21 protein-coding genes are annotated in these 24,391 nt (G+C 63.5%); 15 read left to right on the forward strand and 6 right to left on the reverse strand.

Annotation, left to right across the window (positions count from 1 at the left end; all coding sequences use genetic code 11):
• Positions 1 to 82: 82 nt before the first annotated feature.
• Positions 83 to 817 (forward strand): ribonuclease PH, encoded by a 735-nt coding sequence (gene rph, locus AAZQ98_RS15045; RefSeq protein ID WP_105662598.1) that lies wholly within the window; start codon positions 83 to 85, stop codon positions 815 to 817.
• A complete protein-coding gene (gene rdgB, locus AAZQ98_RS15050; protein ID WP_434693401.1) occupies positions 814 to 1,446 on the forward strand; it encodes an RdgB/HAM1 family non-canonical purine NTP pyrophosphatase in 633 nt (210 codons plus the stop codon). Before rph ends, rdgB begins: the two co-directional genes overlap by 4 nt.
• A gap of 66 nt (positions 1,447 to 1,512) precedes the next feature.
• On the opposite strand, the gene AAZQ98_RS15055 is transcribed toward rdgB, so the two are convergent.
• Both AAZQ98_RS15055 and AAZQ98_RS15060 read right to left on the reverse strand, forming a co-directional pair.
• Entirely contained in the window at positions 1,513 to 2,640 is a 1,128-nt protein-coding gene (locus AAZQ98_RS15055) for an HNH endonuclease (protein ID WP_434693403.1), read from the reverse strand.
• Entirely contained in the window at positions 2,615 to 2,809 is a 195-nt protein-coding gene (locus AAZQ98_RS15060) for a hypothetical protein (RefSeq protein ID WP_434693405.1), read from the reverse strand. The genes AAZQ98_RS15055 and AAZQ98_RS15060 overlap by 26 nt, the downstream gene beginning before the upstream one ends.
• 214 nt (positions 2,810 to 3,023) lie before the next feature.
• On the opposite strand from AAZQ98_RS15060, the gene AAZQ98_RS15065 reads away from it, so the two are divergent.
• The 5 genes from AAZQ98_RS15065 (at position 3,024) to AAZQ98_RS15085 (ending at position 6,938) form a co-directional block, all read left to right on the forward strand.
• Positions 3,024 to 3,383, forward strand: a complete 360-nt coding sequence (locus tag AAZQ98_RS15065; protein ID WP_181148913.1) for a GntR family transcriptional regulator — start codon at positions 3,024 to 3,026, stop codon at positions 3,381 to 3,383.
• Positions 3,384 to 3,412: 29 nt separating this feature from the next.
• Entirely contained in the window at positions 3,413 to 4,330 is a 918-nt protein-coding gene (locus AAZQ98_RS15070; RefSeq protein ID WP_434693408.1) for an ABC transporter ATP-binding protein, read from the forward strand.
• Positions 4,327 to 5,022, forward strand: coding sequence for a hypothetical protein (locus AAZQ98_RS15075; RefSeq protein ID WP_400290805.1), 696 nt, complete (start codon positions 4,327 to 4,329; stop codon positions 5,020 to 5,022). The genes AAZQ98_RS15070 and AAZQ98_RS15075 overlap by 4 nt, the downstream gene beginning before the upstream one ends.
• Before the next feature lie 189 nt (positions 5,023 to 5,211).
• On the forward strand, positions 5,212 to 5,709 hold the full coding sequence (locus AAZQ98_RS15080) for an SRPBCC family protein (RefSeq protein ID WP_434693410.1): 498 nt from the start codon (positions 5,212 to 5,214) through the stop codon (positions 5,707 to 5,709).
• A gap of 227 nt (positions 5,710 to 5,936) precedes the next feature.
• Positions 5,937 to 6,938 (forward strand): exonuclease domain-containing protein, encoded by a 1,002-nt coding sequence (locus tag AAZQ98_RS15085; protein WP_105658459.1) that lies wholly within the window; start codon positions 5,937 to 5,939, stop codon positions 6,936 to 6,938.
• 77 nt (positions 6,939 to 7,015) lie between these two features.
• Here AAZQ98_RS15085 and AAZQ98_RS15090 read toward each other — a convergent pair whose 3' ends face one another.
• Positions 7,016 to 7,954, reverse strand: coding sequence for a hypothetical protein (locus AAZQ98_RS15090; protein ID WP_434693412.1), 939 nt, complete (start codon positions 7,952 to 7,954; stop codon positions 7,016 to 7,018).
• Positions 7,955 to 8,005: 51 nt separating this feature from the next.
• On the opposite strand from AAZQ98_RS15090, the gene AAZQ98_RS15095 reads away from it, so the two are divergent.
• The 3 genes from AAZQ98_RS15095 (at position 8,006) to AAZQ98_RS15105 (ending at position 13,649) form a co-directional block, all read left to right on the forward strand.
• A complete protein-coding gene (locus AAZQ98_RS15095) occupies positions 8,006 to 9,172 on the forward strand; it encodes an exonuclease SbcCD subunit D (protein WP_332498733.1) in 1,167 nt (388 codons plus the stop codon).
• Positions 9,169 to 12,261, forward strand: a complete 3,093-nt coding sequence (locus AAZQ98_RS15100) for an AAA family ATPase (protein WP_434693415.1) — start codon at positions 9,169 to 9,171, stop codon at positions 12,259 to 12,261. Before AAZQ98_RS15095 ends, AAZQ98_RS15100 begins: the two co-directional genes overlap by 4 nt.
• A 113-nt stretch (positions 12,262 to 12,374) precedes the next feature.
• Positions 12,375 to 13,649 (forward strand): MFS transporter, encoded by a 1,275-nt coding sequence (locus AAZQ98_RS15105; protein ID WP_434693418.1) that lies wholly within the window; start codon positions 12,375 to 12,377, stop codon positions 13,647 to 13,649.
• Positions 13,650 to 13,764: 115 nt separating this feature from the next.
• On the opposite strand, the gene AAZQ98_RS15110 is transcribed toward AAZQ98_RS15105, so the two are convergent.
• Positions 13,765 to 14,460, reverse strand: a complete 696-nt coding sequence (locus AAZQ98_RS15110) for an IclR family transcriptional regulator (protein WP_434693420.1) — start codon at positions 14,458 to 14,460, stop codon at positions 13,765 to 13,767.
• A gap of 268 nt (positions 14,461 to 14,728) precedes the next feature.
• Here AAZQ98_RS15110 and AAZQ98_RS15115 point away from each other — a divergent pair, with 268 nt between their 5' ends.
• Positions 14,729 to 16,069 (forward strand): MFS transporter, encoded by a 1,341-nt coding sequence (locus AAZQ98_RS15115; protein WP_105658444.1) that lies wholly within the window; start codon positions 14,729 to 14,731, stop codon positions 16,067 to 16,069.
• 197 nt (positions 16,070 to 16,266) lie between these two features.
• On the opposite strand, the gene AAZQ98_RS15120 is transcribed toward AAZQ98_RS15115, so the two are convergent.
• Positions 16,267 to 17,274 (reverse strand): LacI family DNA-binding transcriptional regulator, encoded by a 1,008-nt coding sequence (locus AAZQ98_RS15120; protein ID WP_105658460.1) that lies wholly within the window; start codon positions 17,272 to 17,274, stop codon positions 16,267 to 16,269.
• A 112-nt stretch (positions 17,275 to 17,386) separates the two neighbouring features.
• Positions 17,387 to 19,075 carry a glycoside hydrolase family 13 protein gene (locus tag AAZQ98_RS15125; RefSeq protein ID WP_434693423.1) on the reverse strand — a complete coding sequence of 563 codons (1,689 nt, stop codon included), beginning with the start codon at positions 19,073 to 19,075 and terminating at the stop codon, positions 17,387 to 17,389.
• A 268-nt stretch (positions 19,076 to 19,343) separates the two neighbouring features.
• Here AAZQ98_RS15125 and AAZQ98_RS15130 point away from each other — a divergent pair, with 268 nt between their 5' ends.
• From AAZQ98_RS15130 to AAZQ98_RS15145, 4 genes are all read left to right on the forward strand, one after another.
• Positions 19,344 to 20,612: a sugar ABC transporter substrate-binding protein gene (locus tag AAZQ98_RS15130; protein WP_105658446.1), complete on the forward strand. Its 1,269-nt coding sequence runs from the start codon at positions 19,344 to 19,346 to the stop codon at positions 20,610 to 20,612.
• A gap of 116 nt (positions 20,613 to 20,728) precedes the next feature.
• A complete protein-coding gene (locus tag AAZQ98_RS15135) occupies positions 20,729 to 22,324 on the forward strand; it encodes an ABC transporter permease subunit (protein WP_434693425.1) in 1,596 nt (531 codons plus the stop codon).
• Complete coding sequence (locus tag AAZQ98_RS15140; protein ID WP_434693428.1) at positions 22,324 to 23,238, forward strand: sugar ABC transporter permease; 915 nt, start codon at positions 22,324 to 22,326, stop codon at positions 23,236 to 23,238. Before AAZQ98_RS15135 ends, AAZQ98_RS15140 begins: the two co-directional genes overlap by 1 nt.
• A 101-nt stretch (positions 23,239 to 23,339) precedes the next feature.
• Positions 23,340 to 24,329 (forward strand): hypothetical protein, encoded by a 990-nt coding sequence (locus AAZQ98_RS15145; protein WP_332595165.1) that lies wholly within the window; start codon positions 23,340 to 23,342, stop codon positions 24,327 to 24,329.
• Positions 24,330 to 24,391: the final 62 nt, after the last annotated feature.

A 24,391-nucleotide genomic window follows, 5' to 3' on the forward strand; every position in this document is an offset into this window, starting at 1 on the left:
GGATGCGCCACGAGGTGCATTTCACCGTAACTCGCGGGTTCACCCGTACAGATCGCGCGGTGCGCGTGGTTAGGATGGAAGCATGACTTTACGCGCTGACGGCCGAGGAGCCGCGCAACTTCGAGACATTACCATCACCCGTGGCTGGTCCGCTCAGGCCGAAGGCTCGGCGCTGATCGAATTCGGCAACACCCGCGTGCTATGCACCGCGTCCTTCACCGAGGGCGTGCCACGCTGGCTCAAGGGCGAAGGCACCGGCTGGGTCACCGCTGAATACGCGATGCTCCCACGTGCTACCAACACCCGCAACTCCCGCGAATCGGTCCGGGGCAAGCTCTCGGGCCGCACCCATGAGATTTCCCGCCTGATCGGCCGCTCGCTGCGTGCCGTCGTGGACACCAAGGCCCTGGGCGAAAACACCATCGTGCTGGACTGCGATGTCCTGCAGGCCGACGGCGGCACCCGCACTGCCGCGATCACCGGTGCCTACGTGGCACTGGCAGAAGCAATTTCCTGGGCCCGTTCGCAGGGCATCGTGAAGGCCAACGCCAAGGTGCTCACCGACTCGGTCGCCGCGATCTCGGTGGGCATCATCGATGGCACCCCGATGCTGGACCTGCCCTACGAGGAAGATGTTCGCGCCGAGACCGACATGAACGTCGTGGTCACCGGATCCGGCGACTTCGTCGAGGTCCAGGGCACCGCCGAAGGGGTTCCATTCAAGCGCGAGGAGCTGGATGCCCTGCTGGACCTGGCCCTTGGCGGTACCAACGAGCTGGCCGAGATCCAGCGTGAAACCCTGAGCAGCACCAAATGAGCCAGCCGGTACTGGTGCTTGCCTCGCGCAACCAGGGCAAGCTGCGCGAATTGCGCGAATTGCTGCGCGGGCAGGTGCCGGGCCTGGATGTTGACAGCCAGGTCATTGACGCCGCCACCGCTGGGGCTGCCGACCCGGTTGAAGACCAGGTCACCTTCCAGGGCAATGCGCTGAAGAAGGCCCGCGAGATCTCGGCATCCACCGGCCTGGTGGCACTGGCCGATGATTCCGGGTTGAGCGTGGATGTGCTCGGGGGAGCGCCGGGAATCTTCTCGGCGCGCTGGTCCGGGGTGCACGGCAATGACGAAGCGAATATCGATCTGCTGCTCGGCCAGCTCGGCGATATTGCAGCCGAGCACCGCGCAGCGCAGTTCGTCTGCGCCGCGGCACTGGCTACCCCAGAGGGTGCCGAGCACGTGGAACTGGGCAAGGTCGAGGGCGTGCTGCGCACCGAGCGTGCCGGCGAGCATGGGTTCGGCTATGACCCGATCTTCGAACCTGCCGGTGCCGGCAAGTCCATGGCCCAGCACACTCCGGAGGAGAAGAACGCGATCTCGCACCGGGCTCGCGCCTTCTCCGCATTGCTGCCCAGCATCATCGACGAGGTCACCAAGGCCTTGGCCAAGTAGCCTCCAAATCCTGGATAGAACTAGAACGCCAGCAAATCCTGAAACGGATTTGCTGGCGTTCTTGCGCTAGTGCGGGAAGTTCTCGCCGGACCGTGCCAGGGCCAGGTAGGGCCGCTCGTCGAACTCGGTCACCAGGTATTGGGTTTCGCATGCGCGGCACTGCCACTGTGCGGGAGGCCCCACAGGCATCATGCAGCCAGCGGTGACGTACTCGTCCTCATCGGGCATGAAGCTTGGCATTCCCCAGATGATCTTCAGCGGATTGCGTTCCCCGCATTCCGGGCAGGCAGGCTTCGCGAACTTCCGGAGCTGTTCCAGAGTTGGCTGGTGGGCCATGTCGTGGCAGCCACGGCAAAGCAGCACCACCTCATCGGCATGGTCCTGGATCTCCCAACGCAGCCCGTTGTGATGGCTCTGCGGCAGATGGACCTCGGGCTTGGCAGAAATATCCCGATCGCAGATTTCGCAAGCAAGCGGTTCATATGGTGAAGCCTTCTGGAGGATGGCCACAACGCCCAGCACCTCATTGGCCTTCGCGGGCTGCGAGGGAGTGCAAGGACCGGCGGTGACGAATATCGGGCGGGGGCGTTCGAGCAGATCCCCGATGCTGCCCAGAAGCGTCTGGGCAAGGGAATCCGCCAAGTACTGCGAGCGTCCTGGAAGTTCTGCGCCGATCATGGACTCGAGCTCAGCCACGGAGATCGGGTCGGTGAAGGTCGCCAAATTGGTGAAGGTGAGCCGCTCCGCCTCATCCGCTTCGGTGATTTCAAGGCTGGCAATCAACGCTGGAGTGCCCTCCAATGCCGTCAGGACGAGATCGCCTGCCCGCAGGGGTTCCTCCAAATTCCAGCGGAATGCCTCGTTCTCCTGCCCCAGAGCCGCGGCGGAAGCCAGTGCATTCGACTGGCGGCACCAATATACCGGCTGGCCCTTCGTGCCGGTGAGCAGTGCGCGATTCAATGCCGCATGGTTCGGGCGGCGCAAGGGGTAGTCCAGGATATTGCGGCCGGGGCGCTGCACGGTGCCAGCGCGCGAGTCCTGGATCCTGGCGATCAGCTCGCGCCGGGTAGCGCGGGCCATTTCTTCACCGGTGGATTCGGGGAAAAGCACCTTGTACAGCCCGAGCAGGATCTGGCGATCCAATGCTCCGAGAAGCGGATCCGGAGCCTCAAGGCGATTGAAAAGTTCTTGCATGGTCCCTCCCATAAAGGCCTGCAATCCGTGGATTGCGGTCATTGCCCAGCGTGCGATCACTATTTTCCTGGGCCAGATACTGCAAATCATTTGTAGCCATCGCCAGCCCTTCCCGGTTTCGGGTTGCGCCATGCGTTGTCTCGGTCTGCAGCACCATTTCCTTGCTCACCACGGTGAACGCATCATCGCCAGTGCCCGTTACAGGCCGCCCCGTCGACAGTTCCCAGCATAGATAGCAAGGCGGACAGTTTGGGGTACCGGTTTTTCCGTGGATATTTTGCCGCCCCGCTATTGCACAGAACCGAACTAGGTTCTATGGTTAGTTACATGAGTAACTAACCCACTAACTAACCTAGTGGAAATGAGCACGGAGAGGAGCCAGCATGATTGATGATTCAAAACCGATCTTCTTGCAGATTGCTGAGCTGATTGAGAACGACATCATCTCTGGTGTTCTTGCAGAAGAAGCGCAAGTTCCATCAACCAATGAATTCGCAGCGTTCTACCGGATCAATCCGGCCACAGCAGCCAAGGGAATCAACCGGCTCGTGGAAGACGGACTGCTCTACAAGAAGCGGGGGATCGGCATGTTCGTCACCGAAGGTGCACCGCGGCGGCTGCGAGAACAGCGCCGCGAGAAATTCCAACAGCAATTCATCACCCCATTGACCGCAGAAGCCTCCAAGCTGGGCATTGGCCTGGATGAGCTGGTCGCCATGATCAAGACCGGTTCGGATTCTTGAAACATCTCTACTAGGCAGGGAGGAACGACATGCCACGAACGACAGCAATCGCCACACGCGAGCTGAGCAAGACCTACAAGGACGTGCGAGCGCTCGACAACGTCAGCCTGGAACTGGAACCCGACCGGATCTACGGGCTGCTTGGACGCAACGGAGCCGGCAAGACCACGCTCATGTCCATCCTGACCGGGCAGAACTATGCGGACCAAGGCACCGCCGAAATCTTCGGCCACGCCCCGTTCGAGCATGATCCGACGCTCTCGCGCATCTGCTTCATCCGCGAATCACAGAAGTACCCCGATGACTTCAAGGTCCACCAGGCCTTCAAATCCGCAGCCCTGTTCTTCGAGAACTGGGATGAGGAACTGGCCCAGGATCTCGTCGAGGCGTTCGCGCTGCCCACCAGGCGCAGGATCAAGAAGCTCTCCCGCGGGCAGCTGTCCGCGGTGGGCGTGATCATCGGCATGGCCTCGCGGGCGGACATCACGTTCTTCGACGAACCCTACCTCGGCCTGGACGCGGTAGCGAGGCAGATCTTCTATGACCGCCTCGTCGAAGACTTCGCGGAATATCCACGCACCATCGTGCTCTCCAGCCACCTGATCGATGAAGTCGCCAACCTGCTCGAGCACGTCATCGTGATCGACAAGGGGCGAATCGTCATCGACTCGGATGCCGAAGAGCTGCGCGGCACCGCGGTAACGGTGACTGGCGAGGACGCCAAGGTCCAGGAATTCATCGGCTCCGCGCAGGTGATCCATCGTGATGCACTCGGCGCCCTGGCCAGCGTCACCATCAAGGCCAAGGTGGATTCGGACCAGCGCGAACAAGCGAAGCTCATGGGCCTGGACCTGAGTCCGGTGTCGCTGCAGCAACTGGTAGTCCGCAGCGCCTTGAGCAGCACCACCGAAACAGGGATCGACGAACGGACGGAGGCAAGAAAATGAACCGCATCATCAAAGTCGCCCGCATGCAACTGATCAACAAAGCCACTTTCATTGGAATCCCGCTGATGATCCTGTGCGCATCGTTCCTCTTCACACTGGCCATCTGGTGGCTGGTCCGGCGCAACGGCAGCGACGAAGGCCTGTACAGCGGCGGCGCCCAAGCGCCGATGTGGTACTTCCTGGCCCTGGGTATCCAGGCGCTGACGCTGACCTTCCCGTTCTCCATGGCCATGAGCATTTCGCGGCGTACCTTCTATCTGGGAACCGTGGCACTGTTCTCCGTCTGCGCACTGGTTCTGTCGGTGTTCTACTACCTGATTGGATTGCTGGAAGTCGCCACCGGTGGATGGGGCATGGGCGGCCAGTTCTTCGCCCTGCAATGGATTGCGGATAACAACTGGCTGGTCCAGATCCTGTTCTACTTCGTGCTGATGGTGCTGCTGTTCATGGTCGGCTTCCTGATAGCGACCATCTACATGAGGTGGCGCACCACGGGCATGGTGGTTTTCTTCACCCTGCTGGGTGTGGTGGTGCTGGGAATCATCGCCCTGTTCACCTTCGGCAATTACTGGGACCAGTTCTGGAGCTGGGCCCTGACCTGGACCGCCGCGGGGATCACGCTGTGGGGCGGCCTGGTGGCCCTGCTGATGGCAGGCGGATCCTATCTCACCTTGCGCAAGGCAACCGCCTAGCCCGGGTCGGAAATACAGGGCAAATGGGCACCGGTTCCCTTCCCCTTGGGGGAAGGGAACCGGTGCCTGCTTTTGCAAGAAGGCGCCCAGCGGCCCGGGACCGCGATTTGCTATTCTTCAATGACTGCCGGTGAAGGCGCTGGAGCCGCCCGTGCCGCGGCGGCAGGGGAGCAACCCAGGAGAGAAATCATGAGCGCCTCGCCGACCGGAATTCGAACCGCAGACGGAGCGCTGGAATTGCGCCGCGAGTTCACCCAATCCCCGAGCAGGATCTGGCGCTATCTGGCAGACTCCCAGTGCTTGGCGCTCTGGTATGGCCCATGGCACGGGGACCCGGAGCGCCGCGCGGTGGACGTAGTGATGCTGCTCGAGGACGGTTCACCCACCGAACGAGTCGAAATCCTGCGTTGCGATCCGCGCATGCACCATCTGCAGGTGCAACTTGGAACAGGCCCCACGGCCTGGCGGCTGGAGCTCGCGGTGCAGCCCTGCGGCGAGGGCAGTTCCCTGGTCTTCCGGATGCCGGGGCTTGACCCGCAGCTCGCCGGCTCCGTCGGGCCGGGCTGGGACTACTACCTGGACCGCCTGGCAGCCGTGGTGAACGGAGCCGATGCCGACAGCGTGGACTTCGAGGCCGATTACTATCCGGCGCTCAGCGAGCATTACGAGGAGCTGTTCGGGCGCTGAGTTCCCTGCGTGCGGGGTTCGACTCGCTCAATGCGGCCGGCTGATGATTGTGAGATGCCCTGCCTTGCGCCCAAGCCGGCCAGGCCGCCGATAACTTGATCGATACAGGTCAAAATCGGGTTGCAGCGAATTATTGGCACGTTATCGCCCGGCGGTCACCGCGCGGTGCACGGTGCGCGGATGTCACGCATGCTGGTGCCAGCGATTAAGCGAGTAAGCTATTGGGCGTGGCATTGGACTTCACAGCAGTAGATTTTGAGACAGCAAACGGTTTTATCGGCTCCGCCTGTTCGGTGGGCCTGGTCAAGGTACGCTCCGGGCAAATCGTCGAAACCGAACAGTGGCTCATGCAGCCGCCGGCAGGTTTCGACCACTTCGACCCGCGCAACGTCTCGATCCACCACATCACCCCCGACATGGTGAGCGCCGCGCCACGGGTGACCGACAGGATTCCGGAATTGCTGGAATTCATCGGATCCGATGTGCTGGTGGCCCACAATTCTTCGTTCGATTCCGGAGTGATCCGCGCGGCGTGCGAAGCCGGCGAACTGCCGGTACCGGAAATTGCGCACCTGTGCACCGTCAAGCTCTCCCGCAAGGCCTACGATCTGCCCAGCTACTCGCTGCCGTTCGTTGCCGAAGAAGCCGGGCACCCTATCGAAAACCACCACGAGGCCCTGGCTGACGCTGTGGCCTGTGCCTGGGCAATGATCGATATCGCCGGGCGCAGCGGACAGCAGTCCGTGTTGGAGACGGCAGACCACTATGGCGTCCGGCTGAGCCTGACCCAGCCGTGGCAGCCAGGCCACGAACTGTCCCGCGCCACCCGCGACGCCCAAGGCTGGCTGGCTGCAGGCAACCCGTTGCCGCCGCAGGATTCCTTCAACAACTGGCCGCAGGAAGGGCCGAACCCGAAGCCGAGCGACAACGCGGATCCCAGCCATCCGCTGTTCGGCCAGATCATGGTGTTCACCGGCAACCTGTCCATGCCGCGCCCCAAGGCCAAGGAACTGGCCGCCGAACACGGCGCGCAGACCGCCTCGCGGGTCACCCGCGCCACCACGGCGCTGGTCGTCGGAGACGGCTTCGTCCCGGAGGATCTGGCCAACGGGCGGCTGACCAACAAGGCCAAGCACGTACTCCGGCTGCGCGAAAAGGGCCAGCGGGTCAGCATCATCTCCGAAGGCGAGTTCATGCAGATGGTTGGCGGGTTCGGGCTGACCGCCTAGCAAACCGCAGAAGCCCGGCCGGCACAGTTCGAATCTGTGCCGGCCGGGCTTCTGCCATTTTTCTCTGGGCGCGGTTCCTAGACCAGCAGCGCCATCCAGCGGTCATGCAGCTCGGAGATGATGTCATCCAGTGCGCTCGCGGGGCGCTCGCCGACGGCTTCGGTGCCGTAGATGGCAGCCAGCAGCGCTACAGCGTAGGCATCGGCCTCGGGATCCCGGGTGGTTTCTTCTTCGGCGGTTGCCGCCGGGGCGGCCTCGATGTCCGAGTCCCCGTCCTGCTCGGCGGCATGCTCGCCGAAGTACGCCGCGTAGGCCTCTTCGGGGGACAGCGAGATGTTCTCGGCGATCCTGGTGGCCACCTCGCGCAGCGCATCGGCCGACGGGCCCTGCAGGCCAACGAGCAGCTCGGCCCATTCGCCGGCGGCGGCCTCGGAGCGTTCCATGGCCGAGCGGATGATCTTCGCCGCGGCAATGGCGGTCTTGGCCGCCTGGTCGTCGTGGGTCAGGAAGGCGGCCGAACGGGCCAGGGTCTCGGTGGTGCCCACAGGGACCCGGGCCAGCAGCGCGGCAATCGCGGCACGCGGCAGCACGCCGGTGGAGTCGGCGCCAGCGCCGGTGGGACGCCCCGGCTGTCCCATGTCGGGGCTGTCCAGGCCGGCGAGGTTCTGCGGATCGCCGTCCAGGATCTTCTCGAAGATCTCGACGTTGGCGAATTCCTTGTCGATCCAGCGGCCCAGCGGTTGCGGGGCGCGTTCCGGGAAGGAGCCGGCGATCTTGCTGTAGCCGCGCAGGGCCGCAAGCCACATGCAGGCCGCTTCGTCGCTGGCGACACCGTCGTTGGCCCATTCCAGCGCTTCCAGCAGGCCGTCGGCCAGGTAGAGCGGGAGGATTTCGGTGGCCCCGGGGTCAATTTCGTCACGGGCGTGGGTTGCGCCATCGGCTAGGCCGAGGAGGATCGCAAACACCTTGTCTGAGTAGTTCTCTGGCAGGAGTGCAGTTTCACCGGTTTCATTCACATCACCATTCTAATGTCCAAGTTGTCCGCGGCATTGCATAAGGTTGGACACATGCGATTGCTTCACACCTCGGACTGGCATTTGGGACGGACCTTCCACGGGGCCTCCCTGATCGAAGCGCAGCGCGCAGTGCTGCAGGAAATCATCGATATCACGATTAATCAGCAGGTTGATGCGGTGCTGATTTCCGGTGACATCTACGACCGCGCGCTGCCGCATGTGGATGCCGTCCAGTTGTGCAACTGGGTGCTGCGCGAGCTGCGCGCCACCGGGGCCGCCGTCGTGGTCACCAGCGGCAACCACGACTCGGCCTCCCGTCTGGGCTTCGGCGCAGAGCTCTTGGACAGCGCCGGGGTGCACATCATCGCCGACCTCCAGCGCATGCTGCTGCCGGTTATCCACGATGCCGGCGATCACCGGGTGGCCATCTACGGCATCCCGTACCTGGAACCGCGCATGGTGATGGAACGCCTGGGCGTGGAAAAGGCCAGCCACGAAGCGGTGGTCCGTGCGGCCATCGCGCAGATCGAAGAAGATCTTGCGCAACTGCGGGCAGGGGAAAAACCGGTAGTTTCCATCGCGATGGCCCACCTGTTCGCCGCCGGCGGCTACGGCAGCGACTCCGAACGCGAGCTGAGCACCGGCAACCTCGACGTGGTTCCGGCAGAGCTTTTCGAGCGCTTCGACTACTCGGCGCTGGGGCACCTGCATGGACGGCAGAAGGTCAAGGAGCACGTGCGCTATTCGGGCTCTCCGCTGGCATACTCCTTCTCCGAGGCAACGCAGCGCAAGGGCGTATGGCTGATCGACACCAACGCCCGGGGCATAGAGTCCGTGCAGGAAGTCCTGCTTCCGGTGCCGAAGAAATTGGCCATCCTCAAGGGCAAGCTCGCTGAGCTCCTGGCGGATCCGGAACTGGAATCCGCCGCCGATGCATGGTGCCAGGTCACGCTGACCGATAGCGAACGCCCCGCCGACGCGATGGCAACGATTCGAACCCGTTTCCCCGACACTGTGGTGCTGAATTTCGCCCCCGAACACGCCGGCGGGGATGCCAAGCCGGCGAGCTATGCCGAGCGCATGGCCAAGGCCGCCAGCACCGAACAAGTGGTGGGGGACTTCATGGAACATGTCCGCGAACGCGCGGCCGATGAACTGGAACGGGAAGTCATCGGCGCCGTCATCCAAGCCACCCGAGAGGCACAGGCCAGCCAGTGAGAATCCACAAACTCCAGATCCAGGCGTTCGGGCCCTTCGCAGGCACCGAAGAGATCGACTTCGATGAATTGGCCGAAGGCGGGCTGTTCCTGCTTGATGGCCCCACCGGTGCCGGCAAGTCCAGCATCCTGGATGCGATCTGCTACGCCCTGTACGGTGCGTTGCCCGGAAGCCGCGCCGGCAGCCGGCAGATCCGTTCGGACCATGCCCCGGCCGGTTTGGCTCCGGAAGTGGTCTGCGAGCTGACCATCGGCGACCGGCGCTTCGAGGTCACCCGTTCGCCGGCCTGGATGCGCCCGTCCAAGCGCGGCAAGAACAAGACCACCGAGCAGAAGGCCGCCAGCTTCCTGCGCGAGTTCACCGGTTCGGGCTGGAAGGAACTGTCCACCCGCAACGACGAGGTGGGCCACGTCCTGGGCAGCCTGCTGGGTCTGGACCGCGAGCAGTTCACCAAGGTAGTCATGCTGCCGCAGGGCGGCTTTGCGGACTTCCTGCGGGCCAAGGCCAAGGACCGCGAAGATCTCCTGGCGAATCTCTTCGATACCAGCGGCTATGCGCGGATCGAGGATGAATTCGCCGCTCGGCTGGCCGAAGAGCGCAAGAAAACCGAGAGCCTGGAAGCACGCCTGAGCGCCAGCGAAGAGGCCATCCATTCCGCTGCCCGGGCGTTCCTCGCTGGCCGCGAAGCCAGCGATGAGCCCGCCGAGGCCGACGGCGAAGCGAACGCCGACGCCGATGGCGCTGGACAGGCCGCGGCGGTGGACCTGAGCAGTGCCGAGCAGTTCGCCGGCTATCACCGCCGGATCGCGGCGGTTCACCGGGACTCGGCCCTCGAAGCGGCCAAACTGCGCACCGAGATGACCCGCACCCGCGAGCAGGCGCAGGCCCTGGAGGAACGCCGCCGGATCTTCGCGCGCCTGGCCGAGCTGCGCGGCATGCAGGCCGGCTATGCCCAGAACCATGAAGCGGCCGCAGCGGCTGCCGCGCGCTTGGACAGCGATGCCAAGGCAGGCGCGGTGCGTGCCTACCAGGCCCAGCTCCAGGAGGCATCCGTCGCCCAGGAGCAGGCCAAGGCAACCTGGCTGGACAGCAAGCTGTGGCTTGAAACCGAACAGGGGCTGGACCCCAGCGCCGACGCTGCCGGTCTGGAGCAGCTGCGCCTGCCGGCGCAGCAAGCGGCCGAAGAACTAGCGGTGGCCAAGGCGGGCCTGGACGATGAAAAGCGCCGCGGCGTCCTGGCCGGCCAGGCACGCAAGGCCGCCGAACTGGCCGCTGCGCAGGAAGAGACCCGTGCCCAGGCCGAAGCCGAAGTTGCCTTGCTCAAGGCCGAACGTGCTGCGCTGGAAGCCGCGGACCTCGACCAGGTAGCCGCCGGCGGCAAGGTCCAGCAGGCCAAGGAACACGTGAAGGGGCTGGAGACCAGGATCCAGCATGCCACCGAGCGCGACACCCTGGAGAAGCAGGCGCTGTCCGCACGGGAGCAGTCCAGCGCACAAGAGCTGGAGATTGTAGGCGTAGCCAATACCTTGCTTGACCTGCGTACCGAGCAGCTGGCCCAGAGCGCTTTGCGATTGGCTGCCGCGCTGGAAGACGGGCAACCGTGCCTGGTCTGCGGTGCGCAAGAGCATCCCGCCCCGGCCCGGGCGGATGCCGATGCGCCGCTAATCGACGATGAGCAGATCCAGGCGCTGGAAGCCGCGGTGGCTGCGGCAAGAGCTGCCGGGCAACGGGCCGCGCAGGCGCGCGACATCCTGGTGGCCAAGTTCCAGGCCGCGCAGGAAGCCGCGGGCGATGCCCCGGTCGCGGACCTGCGGACGGAGCTTGCCACGGCGCAGGCCGGGCTGGAACGGGAGCAGAAGCAGCAAGGAGAAATCGCTGCCCGCGCGGCAAAGCTGGATGCGGTGCGCCAGCGTACCGAGCAGCAGAACGCGCGGGCATCCCAGGCCGTACTCGAGCACGCCACCGCGAAGCAGCGTGCGCAGTCCCTGCAAACCCAGCTGGCAGAACTCGATGCCAAGCTGGAGCAGCTGCGCCAAGGCCGGGAGAACCTGGCTGAACTTGTGGCGCAGCTGTCCGCCACGTCCCAGGGCTTGGCCAGTGCGGTGCAGAACCTGCGCCGTTTCCTTGAGGCTAGCGAGGCGCTGGAGAAGGCCGAGGCCACCTGGAATAGCCAGCGCACGGCCGCCGGTTTCGAGAATCCGGCTGCCTTCGAGGCCGCCTTGCTGGACAGCGCCGAACGCGAGCGCCTGCGCCAGCTGCAGCGCGCCGATGCCGACCTGGCCAGTGCCATTGCCACGCTTGAAGCGTCGCAGGACTGCCGCAAGGCCCAGGAATTATCCGCGCAGGGCCTGGAAGGGCCAAGCGAAGAAGGGATTGCCGAAGCGAAGCTGCTCTCTTCCCTCGCCGAAGAACGCTTCGAAACGGCGCGGGAACAAGAAGTGCTGGCGCAGACCCAGCTCGCTCGCCACGAGCAAGCAGCCACTGATCTTGAACGCCAGCGGACCGAGGCAGGCCCGGTCATCGAAGCCTACCGCCGGTTGCGAGGACTGGCTGAAGTGATTCGTGGCGGGGGAGAGAACCTCTACAAGATGACGCTGAGCACCTATGTGCTCGCTGCCCGGCTGGAGGAAGTGGCCACCGCCGCAACGCAGCGCCTGGGCATGATGTCCGGCGGCCGCTACTCGCTGCACCATGATGATTCCAAGCAGGGCAATTCGAAGTCCGGGTTGGGGCTGCAGGTGCTCGATTCGTGGACCGGGAAGCGCCGGGAGACCCAGACGCTCTCCGGAGGCGAGACCTTCATGGCCTCCCTGGCCCTGGCACTGGGCCTGGCGGATGTCATTTCGCACCATTCCGGGGCCGTGGACATGCAGACGCTCTTCGTCGATGAAGGCTTCGGTTCCCTGGATGCCGAGACGCTGGAAGAAGTCATGCAGGCGCTGGAAAACTTGCGTGCCGGCGGACGGACCATCGGCTTGGTCTCCCACGTGGCGGAGATGAAGCAGCGCATCACCAATCGGATTTCGGTCAGCAAGACCCAGCACGGTTCCACCATAGAACGCGATGGCACTGTGATCTTGGCTGGATAGATTGGACTTGCCCCAGGGCAGTAGCTATCTTGAAAGTAGTGCCATCAGGCATGCCTGGGAAATTTTGTGCGTCGGGGGGTGTGGGACGACGCACGCTTCGTCATGGAGTTTTGTTGACTCAGCCTACTTTGTCGAAGGAAAACAGTGAGGAATCCGAGAAGATGTCCGGATACTCCGCGTTAGTTCCTTTGGTAGGAGCACCCTTCCTGCCGCTTACTTTCCTTGCACGCCTCCCGCTGGCGATGCTCACCATCGGGTCCATGACCCTGGTAACTGCTACCACCGGCTCATATGCCATGGGCGGCTTGGCCGCGGCCATGGTTGGCCTGGGGTCCGCCATTGGCGGTCCGAGCATCGGCTATCTGGCTGACCGGGTGGGCCAGCGTCCGGTATTGACCACTGTCGCGGTCATCCACACCATCCTGCTGGTTGCCCTGACGCTGTTTGCCGATTCGGGACCGGACATGTCCGCGGCCTTGCTCTCGATCATGTGCCTGGCCACCGGTGCCACCGGCCCGCAGGTCGGCCCGATGTCCCGCGTCCGCTGGATTGCAATCACCCGCCAGCAGAAGAAGAACCACAAGGTCCTTTCGGCGGCACTGAGCCTGGAGTCCATGTTCGATGAATTGGGCTTCGTCTTCGGCCCGGTTGCCGTGGGCCTGCTGGCATCCCTGGTGGATCCGGTGCTGCCGCTCTACCTTGCTGCCCTGCTGACCCTGGTGCTGGTGCCGGTGTTCGCCTCGCACCGTACCGGCAATGCGGTGAAGCCGGTCAGAACCGCCGAGCACACTCCCAAGGTCTCGATCAGCGGCGCGCAGGTTGCCGCGATCGGCGCCCTGGTCCTGGGCATGATGGCGCTGGGCACGGTCTTCGGTTCCTCGGCGGCCGGTACCCTGGCTTTCGCCGGGGCGCAGGGCGATTCCAACTCCGGCGGCCTGCTCTATGGCGCCATGGGCTTCTCCAGCGCGATTGCCGCGATTTCCGTGGCTGCTTGGCCGCAGGCCTTCAAGCAGATCAACCGCTGGATCCTGTGCGGCGCAGCACTGACCGTGCTCAGCTTCGGCCTGCACGTGGCCGGCAATGTCCCGCTGATGCTGGTTGCCCTGTTCATCGCAGGATTTGCAGTAGGGCCGGTGATCGTCACCGTCATGACCCTGGGCGGCGAAGTCGCTCCGCCGCAGCGCCTGTCCACCGTGATGACCATGCTCTCAGCCGGCATCGTTGTGGGAACCGCGATCGGAAACGGCTTGGCCGGCGTCTTCGCCGAAACCCTGGGCTACCTCGGCGCCTTCTGGGTCTCCACCGGTGGCGCACTGGTGATCTTCCTGGCCGCTGTGGCGATGAAGATCGTTGTCGCGAAGTCCCCGTCGCTGGCCCGCGTCCGCTAGGGCAAGAACTCTGCGCATCTTGCGGCCGGCCAGCAAAGCTGGATAAGAAGCATCCCGTTGCACCTCGCCCAGCAGGCGAAAGGCAGCGGGATGCTTCTTTCCCCGCCGGGAATTGCTAGTGCGCGAGCTTTTCGCTGATGCGCGCCGCTGCGTGCTTGAGTTCCTCGATCATGCGTTCGTACCCGCCGACCGTGCTGGCGGCGAAGACGACGGCCAAGGCCGCCGGGGTTTGCCCGGAATGCTGGATCGGAACGGCAATGGACGTCACGCCCTGGATGACTTCATTCTCGCTGGTGGCATAGCCGTCAACCCGGGCCGCGACGGCAGCTTCGCGGTACTCGATGCCCGTGTCCAGGGCATCCCACTCGGACTTGGCATAGCGCGACTGGATCGCGATGCCGGCTGCTCCCACATCCATGCCGTGCACCGAGCCCGGGCGGTGGACGATTGCGCGCTGGGAGTTCAACGGGGAGACCGACTGCAAGGTGGTGCACAGGTCGTGTTCCCAGACGGCCACGAAAGCAGTCATCGACAGCTCGTTGGCCAGCGCGGTGAGTTCCGGGGTGGCGGCCGCCTGCAGGTCGCGCTGGACCGAGCGGGCGAGCACGGCCAAGCCGGAAGCGGAACGGATATGCCCGGCCTCATCGCGGTTGAGCAGGTGATGCTGCTCCAGGGTGCGGATGATGCGGTAGGCAATGGAGCGGTGGACTTCCAGTTTCGCGGCGATTTCCGCGATGGATAGATTGACCGGGGAATTGGCGACGATTTCAAGGACGCGGATTCCACGCGAAAGCGTCTGGGAGGTAGGCATTGTTCTTCAATCTGGCGTGCGGCGCTGCTGGAACGTCGTCGAGGGCCTTCGTAGTGAACCGGGGGGACCTGGCGGTCGGTGATCTATATCCGATTTTAGTCGTTCTCTATTGGAACACCGAATTCCCGGCCCAGTGCGGGAGAGGGTGCCTGGCTGTAGCTGGTCACGATTTGGATAGATCTTGTGATCTGCTTCACTGTGGGCATATGATGGTGTGCGACATAAACCGTCCGAACGGTCGGTAAACAACTCGCAAAAAGGCCAACTCATGTCATCGACTGTCACTCGCACCCAGGAGGAGCGCCGGGTTCTTGCCGGCACCCTGGTGGGCACCACCATTGAGTGGTACGACTTCTTCATTTTCGCCCAGCTCACCGCGACCCTGCTGACCCCGTTGTTCCTCGAGCCCCTGGGGCAGTCGAATCCGGGTGTCGCGCAGATCCTTTCCTTCGCAATGATTGGCATCTCCTTCTTCTTCCGTCCCCTGGGCGCAGTGGTTGCCGGCCACCTGGGCGACCGCTACGGACGCAAGCGCATCCTGGTGCTCACCCTGATCCTCATGGGCGTTGCCACCGCGGCCATTGGCCTGTTGCCAACCTACGCGTCCATCGGCGTGGCCGCGCCAATCCTGCTGGTGCTCCTGCGCGTGGTCCAGGGCTTCTCGGCCGGTGGCGAATGGGGCGGTGCGGCCTTGATGGCGGTAGAGCACGCGCCAAAGGATCGCCGCGGCTACTTCGGCGCCTACCCGCAGATCGGCGTGCCCATCGGCATGATCCTGGCTACCGGCCTGCTCTACATCCTGCGCGTTGCGATGAGCCCGGAAGAGTTCGCCGCATGGGGCTGGCGCATTCCGTTCCTGCTCTCCATTGCGCTGATCTTCGTGGGCTACATGATCCGCCGTGCGGTCGAGGAATCCCCGGTCTTCAAGCAGCTCGCCCAGCGCAAGGCTTCCGAGCACACCCCGCTGCGCGAGCTGATGACCAGCCATTCCAAGCAGGTCCTGCAGGCAGCGCTGATCTTCATTTCGAACAACGCCGCCGGTTACCTGGTGATCGCGTTCTTCATTTCCTACACCACCAAGGTCCTCGAGATGCCGGTGGCGCCGATCCTCCTGGCTACCACCATCGGTTCGGTGGGCTGGCTGATCTTCACCCTGGTCGGCGGCTGGCTCTCGGACAAGATCGGGCGCCGCAATACCTTCGTGATCGGCTACGCGCTGGTGTTCATCTGGATGATCCCGATGTTCCTGATGGTCGACACCGGAAACATCGTGCTGTACACCATTGCGATCTTCGTGCTGACCGTTGGCCTGGGCTTGTCCTACGGCCCGCAGTCGGCGATGTACGCGGAGATGTTCCCGGCGCAGATCCGCTACTCGGGCATCTCCATTGGCTACGCCATTGGCGCTATTTTGGGCGGTGCCTTCGCGGCCACCGTGGCGCAGATCCTGCTGGAGACCACAGGTTCTTCGATCTCGATTGCCATCTACATCATGGTGCTGACCATCATTTCCGTGGCAGCGGTGCTCTGGGTGGGCGAGACTCGTGGACGCAACCTGCACGTGGAAGAAATCGAGGGCGAACAGGCCGACTCGCGCGTGGCGCACTAGTTTCGCGGCAGTACAATGCCCGCGCAGGCAAGCGATCAAGCGATCCTGGCCCGCGCGGGCATTTGCGCGTCTGGCGACCGGTGGTTTGCCGATCAGTGGGCGGATGCAGCGGGCAGTTTGCTGCACGGCCAAATTCCGGCCACCGCCATCCCTTGCGCCTAGGCCGCCGGCATGCGGGACCCGACTGCCTGGCCAGGTTACTGGGCGGGGCGGGTGGTGGAGGAACGCACGATCAGCCGATGGCCCAACTCGTGGGCCTGCGCCGGTTCCTGGCCACGGATAGCACGCAGCAGCATGGCGACCGCCAGCTGCCCCTGCTCATGCGGACGCTGCTCGACGGTGGTCAAGCCGAAGAGCTCGGCCAGGTCGTGATTGTCCACGCCGATGACCGACAGGTCATGGGGCAGCTGCAAACCGAGATCGCGGGCGGCCAGGATCGCGCCAATGGCCATTTCATCACTGGCTGCGAACACTGCCGTCGGTCGGGATGCCGGGTTGCCCAGCAGCTGCTTGGCCACCGCGTAGCCCTGGGCCATGGAGAAGTCCGCGCTGGCGAACAGCGACTCATCCAGTTCAAGTCCAGCCTCGGCCAGCGCCCGCTCGTAGCCGGTGCGGCGGTGGGTGGGCACCATGAAATCCACATCGGTTTCCGCGTTGCCGCCGATGAAGCCAATGCGTTCATGGCCCAGGGAGATGAGGTGCCCGGTCGCGAGGGCAGAAATCGCTTCGTCATTCACGTGCAGGGTCGGCACACCGGGAAGCGGTCCTCCCACGCCAACCAGGGGCTTGTCCATGGCCAGCAGCGCCTGGACCTCGTCCCCAGCCAACTCGACGTTGACCGCGATCACCGCATCCACGCGCTGGCGCAGCAGGAAATCGGAGAAGATCTTCTCGCGCTGGGTGCGGTCCTTGGTCAGCTGATAGAGGGTGGTGTCATAGCCCTCGTCCATCAAGCGGCTGGAAATGCCTTCCAGCACGCAGGCATAGAACCAGTGGTTGATCACCGGAACGAGCACGCCGATGTTGCGGGTGCGTCCCGAGGCCAGCCCGGACGCGGAAGATGAGACCACATAGCCCAGCTCGGTGGCGGCGCGCTGCACAGCCTCCTGCGCTGACGCGGAGACAGAACCCCGGCCAGATAATGCGCGCGAGACGGTGGCAATGGATACGCCAGCGGCTTGTGCGACGTCTTTGATCCCGGCCACTTCTCTTCCTTCCTTCATGGGCACAGCCGTGGCTAGGGGAAATTCCTTCCCCTGGCCACGGCTCCTGCCCAACATTACCCGGTGCGGCTGCATCCGGTCATCAGATGGCCGGCTACGGCAACTGGAACCAGAGCGTGGTTTCGCCCGGAATCATTTCCGGTTCCGCCGAAATCTCGCCTTGGCTGCGCACCAGTTCGGTGGCGCCCTGCGCACAGGCAGGCAAGGGCTGTGCAGTTGCAGCGTAGTTGGCCACGACCAGCACAGTGCCGTTGGTGAAAGCCAGAACATCATCCGCAGTGCCTTCGACCCAATCCAAGGTGCCGGTGCCCAGTGCGTGATCCTGGCGCAGCTGCAACAGGCGGCGGTACAGGTTCAGCGTGGAAGACTGGTCATCGACCTGCGCATCGCGGGCATAGGAATCCCAGCCTTCCGGCTGCGGCAGCCAGCTTTCACCGGTCGCGCTGAAGCCGAAAGCGGGCTTGCCGCTTTCCCAGGGCAAGGGCACCCGGCAGCCGTCACGTCCGTAGCGCTCGCCATTGGTGCGCAACCAGGTAGGATCCTGGCGCGCCTCATCTGGCAGTTCAACGGCTTCTGGCAGGCCCAGCTCTTCGCCCTGGTAGATATAGGCGCCACCTGGCAGGGCCAGCATCAACGCGCTGGAAGCACGAGCACGACGCAATCCCACGGCAGCCTCCGGCAGGTTTGGGGTGTTCAGGCCGATGCCCTCGCCTTGCGGGTTCTCATCGGTCAGCGCCAAGCGGGTCGCATGGCGCACCACGTCATGGTTGGAGAGCACCCAGGTGCTCGGGGCGCCGACCTTGCCGAACTCCTCCAGGGACTGGTCGATGGTTTCGCGGATCTGCTGGGCATCGAAGTCGCAGGAGAGGTAAGGGAAGTTGAAAGCCTGGTGCATCTCGTCCTCGCGCACCCACTTGGCCATCAGCGACAGGGGATTGACCCAAGCCTCGGCGCACAGCACGCGCTCGCCGTCGTACTCGTCCATGACCTTGCGCCAGTCGCGGTAGATCTCATGCACGCCATCCTGGCCCCACCACGGAGCCAGTTCGTCGGTGCCGCCCATGGAAGCTCCGGATGGGTCCGGGGTGAAGTCCGGCAAGCCCTCGGCCTTGATCAGCCCGTGGGCCACGTCAACGCGGAAGCCGTCGGTGCCCCGGTCCAGCCAGAAGCGCAGGACGTCGCGGAACATCGCGCGCACTTCCTCGTTGTGCCAATTGAAGTCCGGCTGCGAGGAGTCGAAGATATGCAGGTAGGACTGGCCGGCGCTGCCATCAGGATTCCTGGTTTCGGTCCACATCGGGCCGCCGAAGACCGAATCCCAATTATTCGGGCGCCCGGTTGCCGGGGTGTCCTTGAAGATGAAGCGGTCGCGTTCGGGGGAGCCGGGCGCCGCCTTGAGCGCTTCCTGGAACCACGGGTGCTGGTCCGAGCAGTGGTTCGGAACCAGGTCGATGATGACGCGCAGGCCCAATGCGTGGGCCTTGGCCACCATCGCGTCGTAGTCCTCCAGGGTTCCAAACAGCGGATCCACATCGCAGTAGTCCGATACGTCGTATCCGGCGTCCTTTTGCGGGGAAGTGAAGAATGGCGACAGCCAAATCGCGTCGACCGAAAGCTGCGCGATGCTTTCCAGGCGTTGGGTAATGCCGCGCAGATCACCCATCCCATCGCCATTGGAATCGGCGAAGGAGCGCGGGTAGATCTGGTAGATCACCGAGGAGCGCCACCACTGCGAGTCTTCGGATTGCAGAAGGGAATCAGCTGCTGAACGAATTGAAGTCATGACGGTAACGATAAATGATTCACCACAGTTTGTAAACGCTTGCAATTATGCTTCAAAGCCTTCGTTCCATGATGAGGTCTGAATTCGTGCCTCGGCCGATAAAAACTGATTTTTATCGGCGTTGTTGTCAATTTTCATGATCTGTGCCACGCTGTAAACGCTTACAATCAATGTGTTACTCGCACCACTAAAGACCCGACCGGCAGGCCCAGCGGAAATCGCGGCCGACCCGGTCCCTGATGACACAGTTGTCACGAAAGGACATCCCATGAAGGTGAATAAGCACCCTTGGCTTCTCGGCGGAGCACTGACGGCCATTGCCGCACTCTCGCTCACCGCCTGCGGCGGGTCTGGCTCCAACACGCCAGCAGTTTCCTCCAGCCCCGCAGCGGCGCAATCCTCGCCGGCAGCTGCCTCCGGCGGCAAGCTGACCGTCTGGGTCGACGCCAACCGCGAGCCAGTGCTCAAGGATGCAGCAGCTGACTTCGAGAAGCAGTCCGGGGTCAAGGTGGACCTCGTGATCAAGGACTTCTCCAAGATCCAGGAAGACTTCCTGCGCCAGGTTCCAACCGGCAAGGGCCCGGATATCACCATCGGCGCCCACGACTGGTTGGGCAACCTGGTCAACAACGGCGTAGTCCAGCCAGTTGAGCTGGGCGACAAGGCCGGCGAGTTCCAGGACGTCGCGGTCAACGCCATGAGCTACGAGGGCAACACCTACGGCGTTCCCTACGCCACCGAGAACCTGGCCCTGCTGCGCAATGCGGATCTGGTCAAGGAAGCTCCAAAGAGCTTCGATGACATGATTGCCGCCGGCGAGAAGGCCGGCACCGAATTCCCGTTCCTGGTCCAGGTCTCTGACGTCGGCGATCCATTCCACGCCTACCCGTTCCAGACCTCCTTCGGCGCACCGGTGTTCGGCACCGATGATACGGGCGCCTATGACCCGGCAGATCTGCAGATCGGCAACGAGGGCGGCATCGAATTCGCCAAGTGGCTGGCTGAAGAGGGCGAAGAAGGCAACCTGAAGACCAGCCTCGACGGGGACATTGCCAAGGAGAAGTTCGTCTCCGGCGACTCGCCATTCTTCCTGACCGGTCCATGGAACGTGGAAGCAGTAGAAGAAGCTGAAATCAACCTGGAAATCGACCCGATTCCATCGGCCGGTGGCGAGCAGGCCCAGCCATTCGTCGCCGTGCAGGGTTTCTTCGTTTCCGCGAAGACCGAGAACCTGCTGGCCGCTACCGAATTCCTGACCAACTACATCGGCACCGAAGAAGTCCAGACCGAACTGTACGAGGTGGGCAACCGCCCGCCGGCAAACAAGGCAGCATTCGAAGCGGCCAAGGCCGATGAAACCATCGCTGCCTTCGGCGAGGTCGGCGCCAACGGCGTGCCGATGCCGAACATCCCGGAAATGGCTGCCGTATGGGAGTTCTGGGGCGTAGCCGAGGCCGAGATCATCACCGGCAAGGCTGATCCGGCCAAGCGCTGGAAGCAGATGACCTCGGATATCGAAAAGGCCATCTCGAAGTAGGAACGCCTGCCACCAGGCACAACGATGGGCGCTGGGGCCGGGAGGAACTCCTCCGGGTCCCAGCGCCTGCAATTCACCAGCGCTAACTGCACTTGATCGACAGGGACATCTGGAAGATGACAAAGACCGCCCGCCAAGGGCCGCAACCCGGCACCGAGGAGACGAAGCCCAAGCTGTCACCGGCAGCCAGGCGCTTCGCCAACGCCACCAGCACCTCCACTGGCGCCATGCTCGCCAAGATCATCCTGGTGGCGATCGTCGATGCGACCGCGCTCTTCGCGGTCTTCACCGCACTGGGGCGCGAAGCCTGGGCGATCGCCGCGGTGATCGCGGCCATTACCGTGCTGATCAACGTGGTCTACTTCAAGCGCGGATGGCTGCCGGCAAAGTACCTGCTGCCGGGCACCATCTTCCTGCTGATCTTCCAGGTCTTCGTGATCGGCTACACCGGGTATATCGCCTTCACCAACTACGGTTCGGGGCACAACTCGGATAAGGATGACGCGATCAGCGCGCTGCTGCAATCCAACCAGAACCGCGTCGAGGGATCAGCCGGCTACCCGGTGTCCATCCTCGAGGGGCAAGACGGGCTGGCGATGCTCATTGAGCGCGATGGCCAGCAGCTGCTCGGCGATGCGGATGATCCTTTCGTCCCGGTAGACCCCGCTGGCCTGGGGGACTACTCCGAACTGGCTTTCGCCGATTTGCTGGGCCGCCAGCAGGAAGTCACCTCGCTGGCCGTTCCATTCACCGAGAACCCGGCAGATGGCACCGTGCGCACCAGCGATGGCCGCACCGCCTACCAGTACACTTCCTCCATCAAGCATGATGAAGCCGCGGACACCATGACCGATCAGCAGACCGGCGTGGTGTACCGGGACACCGGCGTGGGCGCGTATACCGCGCAGGACGGCTCGCAGCTGATGCCCGGCTGGTCCATCAACGTGGGCTTCGAGAACTTCACCCGTGCGGTCACCGATTCCTCGATCCGCAACGCCCTGTTCTCTGTCACCGTGTGGACCTTCGCCTTCGCCTTCCTGTCGGTGGCGACCACCTTCTTCCTCGGGCTGTTCCTGGCGATTGTCTTCAACGACCTGCGCATGAAGGGGCGGAAGGTCTACCGCGTCATCTCGATCCTGCCTTACGCATTCCCTGCGTTCCTGGGCGGGCTGGTCTGGGCCGGCATGCTCAACCGCGACTTCGGGTTCGTCAACCAGGTGCTCCTGGGCGGAGCGCAGATCCCTTGGCTGACCGACCCGTGGCTGGCGAAGTTCTCCGTGCTCTGGGTGAATCTGTGGCTCGGATTCCCGTACATGTTCCTGGTCTGCACCGGGGCGCTGCAGTCCATTCCGAATGAACTCTCCGAAGCGGCCACCATCGACGGGGCGAAGCCGTTCCAGATCTTCCGGTTGATCAAGCTGCCGCTGCTGCTGGTCTCGGTGGCTCCGCTGCTGATCAGCTCCTTCGCCTTCAACTTCAACAACTTCAACGTGATCTACATGCTCACCGAAGGCGGGCCGCGCATGCAGGATGCAGGACTGAACGTGGGATCCACCGACATCCTGATCTCCATGGTCTACAAGGTGGCGTTCGTTGGCTCCCAGCGCGACTATGGGCTGGCCAGCGCCTTCTCCATCATCATCTTCGTGATCGTCGCGATCATCTCGATTATCAGTTTCAAGCAGACCAAGGCACTGGAGGAGCTGAACTAATGAGCACCGAAATCACCGGCAGGCCGGTAGCCGGCGCACCCAAGGGACGCGCGGGGCGCCAGGGCCTGGGCAAATGGTTCGCCTCCACCGGCTGGCGCCACCTGATCGGCGTGGCCCTGTGCATCTATGCGGCCTTCCCGCTGCTCTACGTGCTCTCGGCCTCGCTGAACCCCAATGGAACCCTGCTGTCTTCCAATGGATTGTTCACCACCATCGGCTTCAACAGCTATGTGGAGCTGTTCCAGAATCAGCAGCGTCCCTTCGGCGCCTGGTTCATCAACACCTTGGTGATCGGCCTGACCACGGCGGCCGCTTCGGTGTTCCTCGGCGCCTTGGCTGCCTACAGCTTCTCGCGGATGCGCTTCACCGGCCGCCGCGTGGGCCTGGTCAGCTTGCTGATTGTGCAGATCTTCCCGCAGCTGCTGGCCGTAGTGGCGATCTTCATCCTGCTCACCTCGCTGGGAGATGTCTTCCCGGTCTTGGGCATCGATAACCAGATCGCATTGATCATGGTGTACCTGGGCGGGGCACTGGGTGTGAACACCTATCTGATGTACGGCTTCTTCAACACCATTCCGGTGGAAATCGATGAAGCGGCGAAGATCGATGGTGCTGGCCATGCCCGCATCTTCTTCACCATGATCCTGCGCCTGGTGGCACCGATCCTGGCCGTCGTGGGCCTGCTGTCCTTCATCTCCAGCACCTCGGACTTCGTGATCGCCTCGGTCATCCTGGTCTCCCCGGAGAATCAGACGCTGGCTGTGGGCCTGTACTCCTACGTCTCGGAGGAATTCACCTCCAACTGGTCGGTCTTCGCTGCCGGTGCGGTACTGTCAGCGATCCCGGTGATGGCATTGTTCCTGTTCTTGCAGAAGTACATTGTCGGCGGCCTGACCGCCGGCGCAGGCAAGTAGCCCGCAGCAACTGACCGCTTCGGGCAGATGGGGCAACGCCACTGGCGTTGCCCCATTTTGCCTGCGTCAGCCCATGGGCCGGAGCACGTAGAGTAAAAGGCATGAAGCCCTACTTGCCGCGCGCCGCCCGCAACTACCTGGAGCAACTTCGCCGTGCGCTGGATTTCTTGTCTTTGCAAGAACGCAACGAAGTCATTGAAACCACCAAGCAGGAGATTCTCCGCCTGCCTGGCGGCGGACGCCGCAAGAGCGATTTGATCCGCTTGCTCGGCGAGCCTGCCTCGCGCGCGCTCAAATTCGAACGCCATGAGCCCGAAGCCCTGGAAGTGGGCAGCGGCAAGTACTTCCTGACGCGTATTCTGGCGTGGCCAATTTTCGCCCTCGCACTGCTGACCCTGATGGTGGTGCTTTTCGCCCCGCCGCAAGCCGCCTTGGCCAACGAACAGAGCTTCGGCTTTGTTGCCGGGGGAGTCGGCGGGCTGCTGGGGCAACTCGAATTGCTGATCGGATCCCAGCTGATTTGGCTGGCGTTCATTCCGGTCATCCTCAGCCTGGTTCCCTTGTGGCTGCCCAATAGTGCCGGCACCACCATCCACATCCTCGGGGCTGTGATCATGACCGTTATCTGCGCGGCCGGTGGCGGACAGCTCTCGCTCTTCTTCATTCCGGTGACCGTGCTGCTCTGGGCACAGGTTTTCACCCCGCTGCTGATGATGCGCGGTTCCATGGCAAGCCCCGGGCCCGGCTGGCTGGTGTGCGCGGCGGTGCTGCTGATCCTGGTCCTGGGGTATGCCAGCTACCAAGGCCTGGCCAGCTTCAGCGCTGCGCCATGGCTGATCCTGGCTCCGGCCGCGCTGCTGGCCGTGCTGGCGATGCTGTTGCCCTTCCGCTGGAAGCTGGCTCATATTGCGCTGGTCGCAGCCGGCCTGCTGGTGATGGCCGCTGGATTCGTCGCTGCGCTGCCAGGAACCTACGGGGCGGTCCTGGCCTGGCCGTGGCTGGCCGGCGGCATGAGCTTCGCCGTAGGACATCTCGCGCTAGCTGCCGGCATGTGGCACGAACGAGCCAGGAAATTGCTGGCCCTGTTTTAGGAGTTTCAATACTTGTAGGCGCTTAATGGGAATTTACAGAGAAAATGCGTATATCCTCGTGA

It is taken from the genome of Glutamicibacter sp. Je.9.36 (assembly GCF_051129975.1).
Classification (GTDB): Bacteria; Actinomycetota; Actinomycetes; order Actinomycetales; family Micrococcaceae; genus Glutamicibacter.

Bases quoted from the DNA above. Each gene is read 5' to 3' on its own strand.
- rph (WP_105662598.1), top strand. From the start codon at position 83: ATGACTTTACGCGCTGACGGCCGAGGAGCCGCGCAACTTCGAGACATT.
- rdgB (WP_434693401.1), top strand. From the start codon at position 814: ATGAGCCAGCCGGTACTGGTGCTTGCCTCGCGCAACCAGGGCAAGCTG.
- AAZQ98_RS15055 (WP_434693403.1), bottom strand. From the start codon at position 2,640: ATGCAAGAACTTTTCAATCGCCTTGAGGCTCCGGATCCGCTTCTCGGA.
- AAZQ98_RS15065 (WP_181148913.1), top strand. From the start codon at position 3,024: ATGATTGATGATTCAAAACCGATCTTCTTGCAGATTGCTGAGCTGATT.
- AAZQ98_RS15070 (WP_434693408.1), top strand. From the start codon at position 3,413: ATGCCACGAACGACAGCAATCGCCACACGCGAGCTGAGCAAGACCTAC.
- AAZQ98_RS15075 (WP_400290805.1), top strand. From the start codon at position 4,327: ATGAACCGCATCATCAAAGTCGCCCGCATGCAACTGATCAACAAAGCC.
- AAZQ98_RS15080 (WP_434693410.1), top strand. From the start codon at position 5,212: ATGAGCGCCTCGCCGACCGGAATTCGAACCGCAGACGGAGCGCTGGAA.
- AAZQ98_RS15095 (WP_332498733.1), top strand. From the start codon at position 8,006: ATGCGATTGCTTCACACCTCGGACTGGCATTTGGGACGGACCTTCCAC.
- AAZQ98_RS15110 (WP_434693420.1), bottom strand. From the start codon at position 14,460: ATGCCTACCTCCCAGACGCTTTCGCGTGGAATCCGCGTCCTTGAAATC.
- AAZQ98_RS15115 (WP_105658444.1), top strand. From the start codon at position 14,729: ATGTCATCGACTGTCACTCGCACCCAGGAGGAGCGCCGGGTTCTTGCC.
- AAZQ98_RS15125 (WP_434693423.1), bottom strand. From the start codon at position 19,075: ATGACTTCAATTCGTTCAGCAGCTGATTCCCTTCTGCAATCCGAAGAC.
- AAZQ98_RS15130 (WP_105658446.1), top strand. From the start codon at position 19,344: ATGAAGGTGAATAAGCACCCTTGGCTTCTCGGCGGAGCACTGACGGCC.
- AAZQ98_RS15135 (WP_434693425.1), top strand. From the start codon at position 20,729: ATGACAAAGACCGCCCGCCAAGGGCCGCAACCCGGCACCGAGGAGACG.
- AAZQ98_RS15140 (WP_434693428.1), top strand. From the start codon at position 22,324: ATGAGCACCGAAATCACCGGCAGGCCGGTAGCCGGCGCACCCAAGGGA.
- AAZQ98_RS15145 (WP_332595165.1), top strand. From the start codon at position 23,340: ATGAAGCCCTACTTGCCGCGCGCCGCCCGCAACTACCTGGAGCAACTT.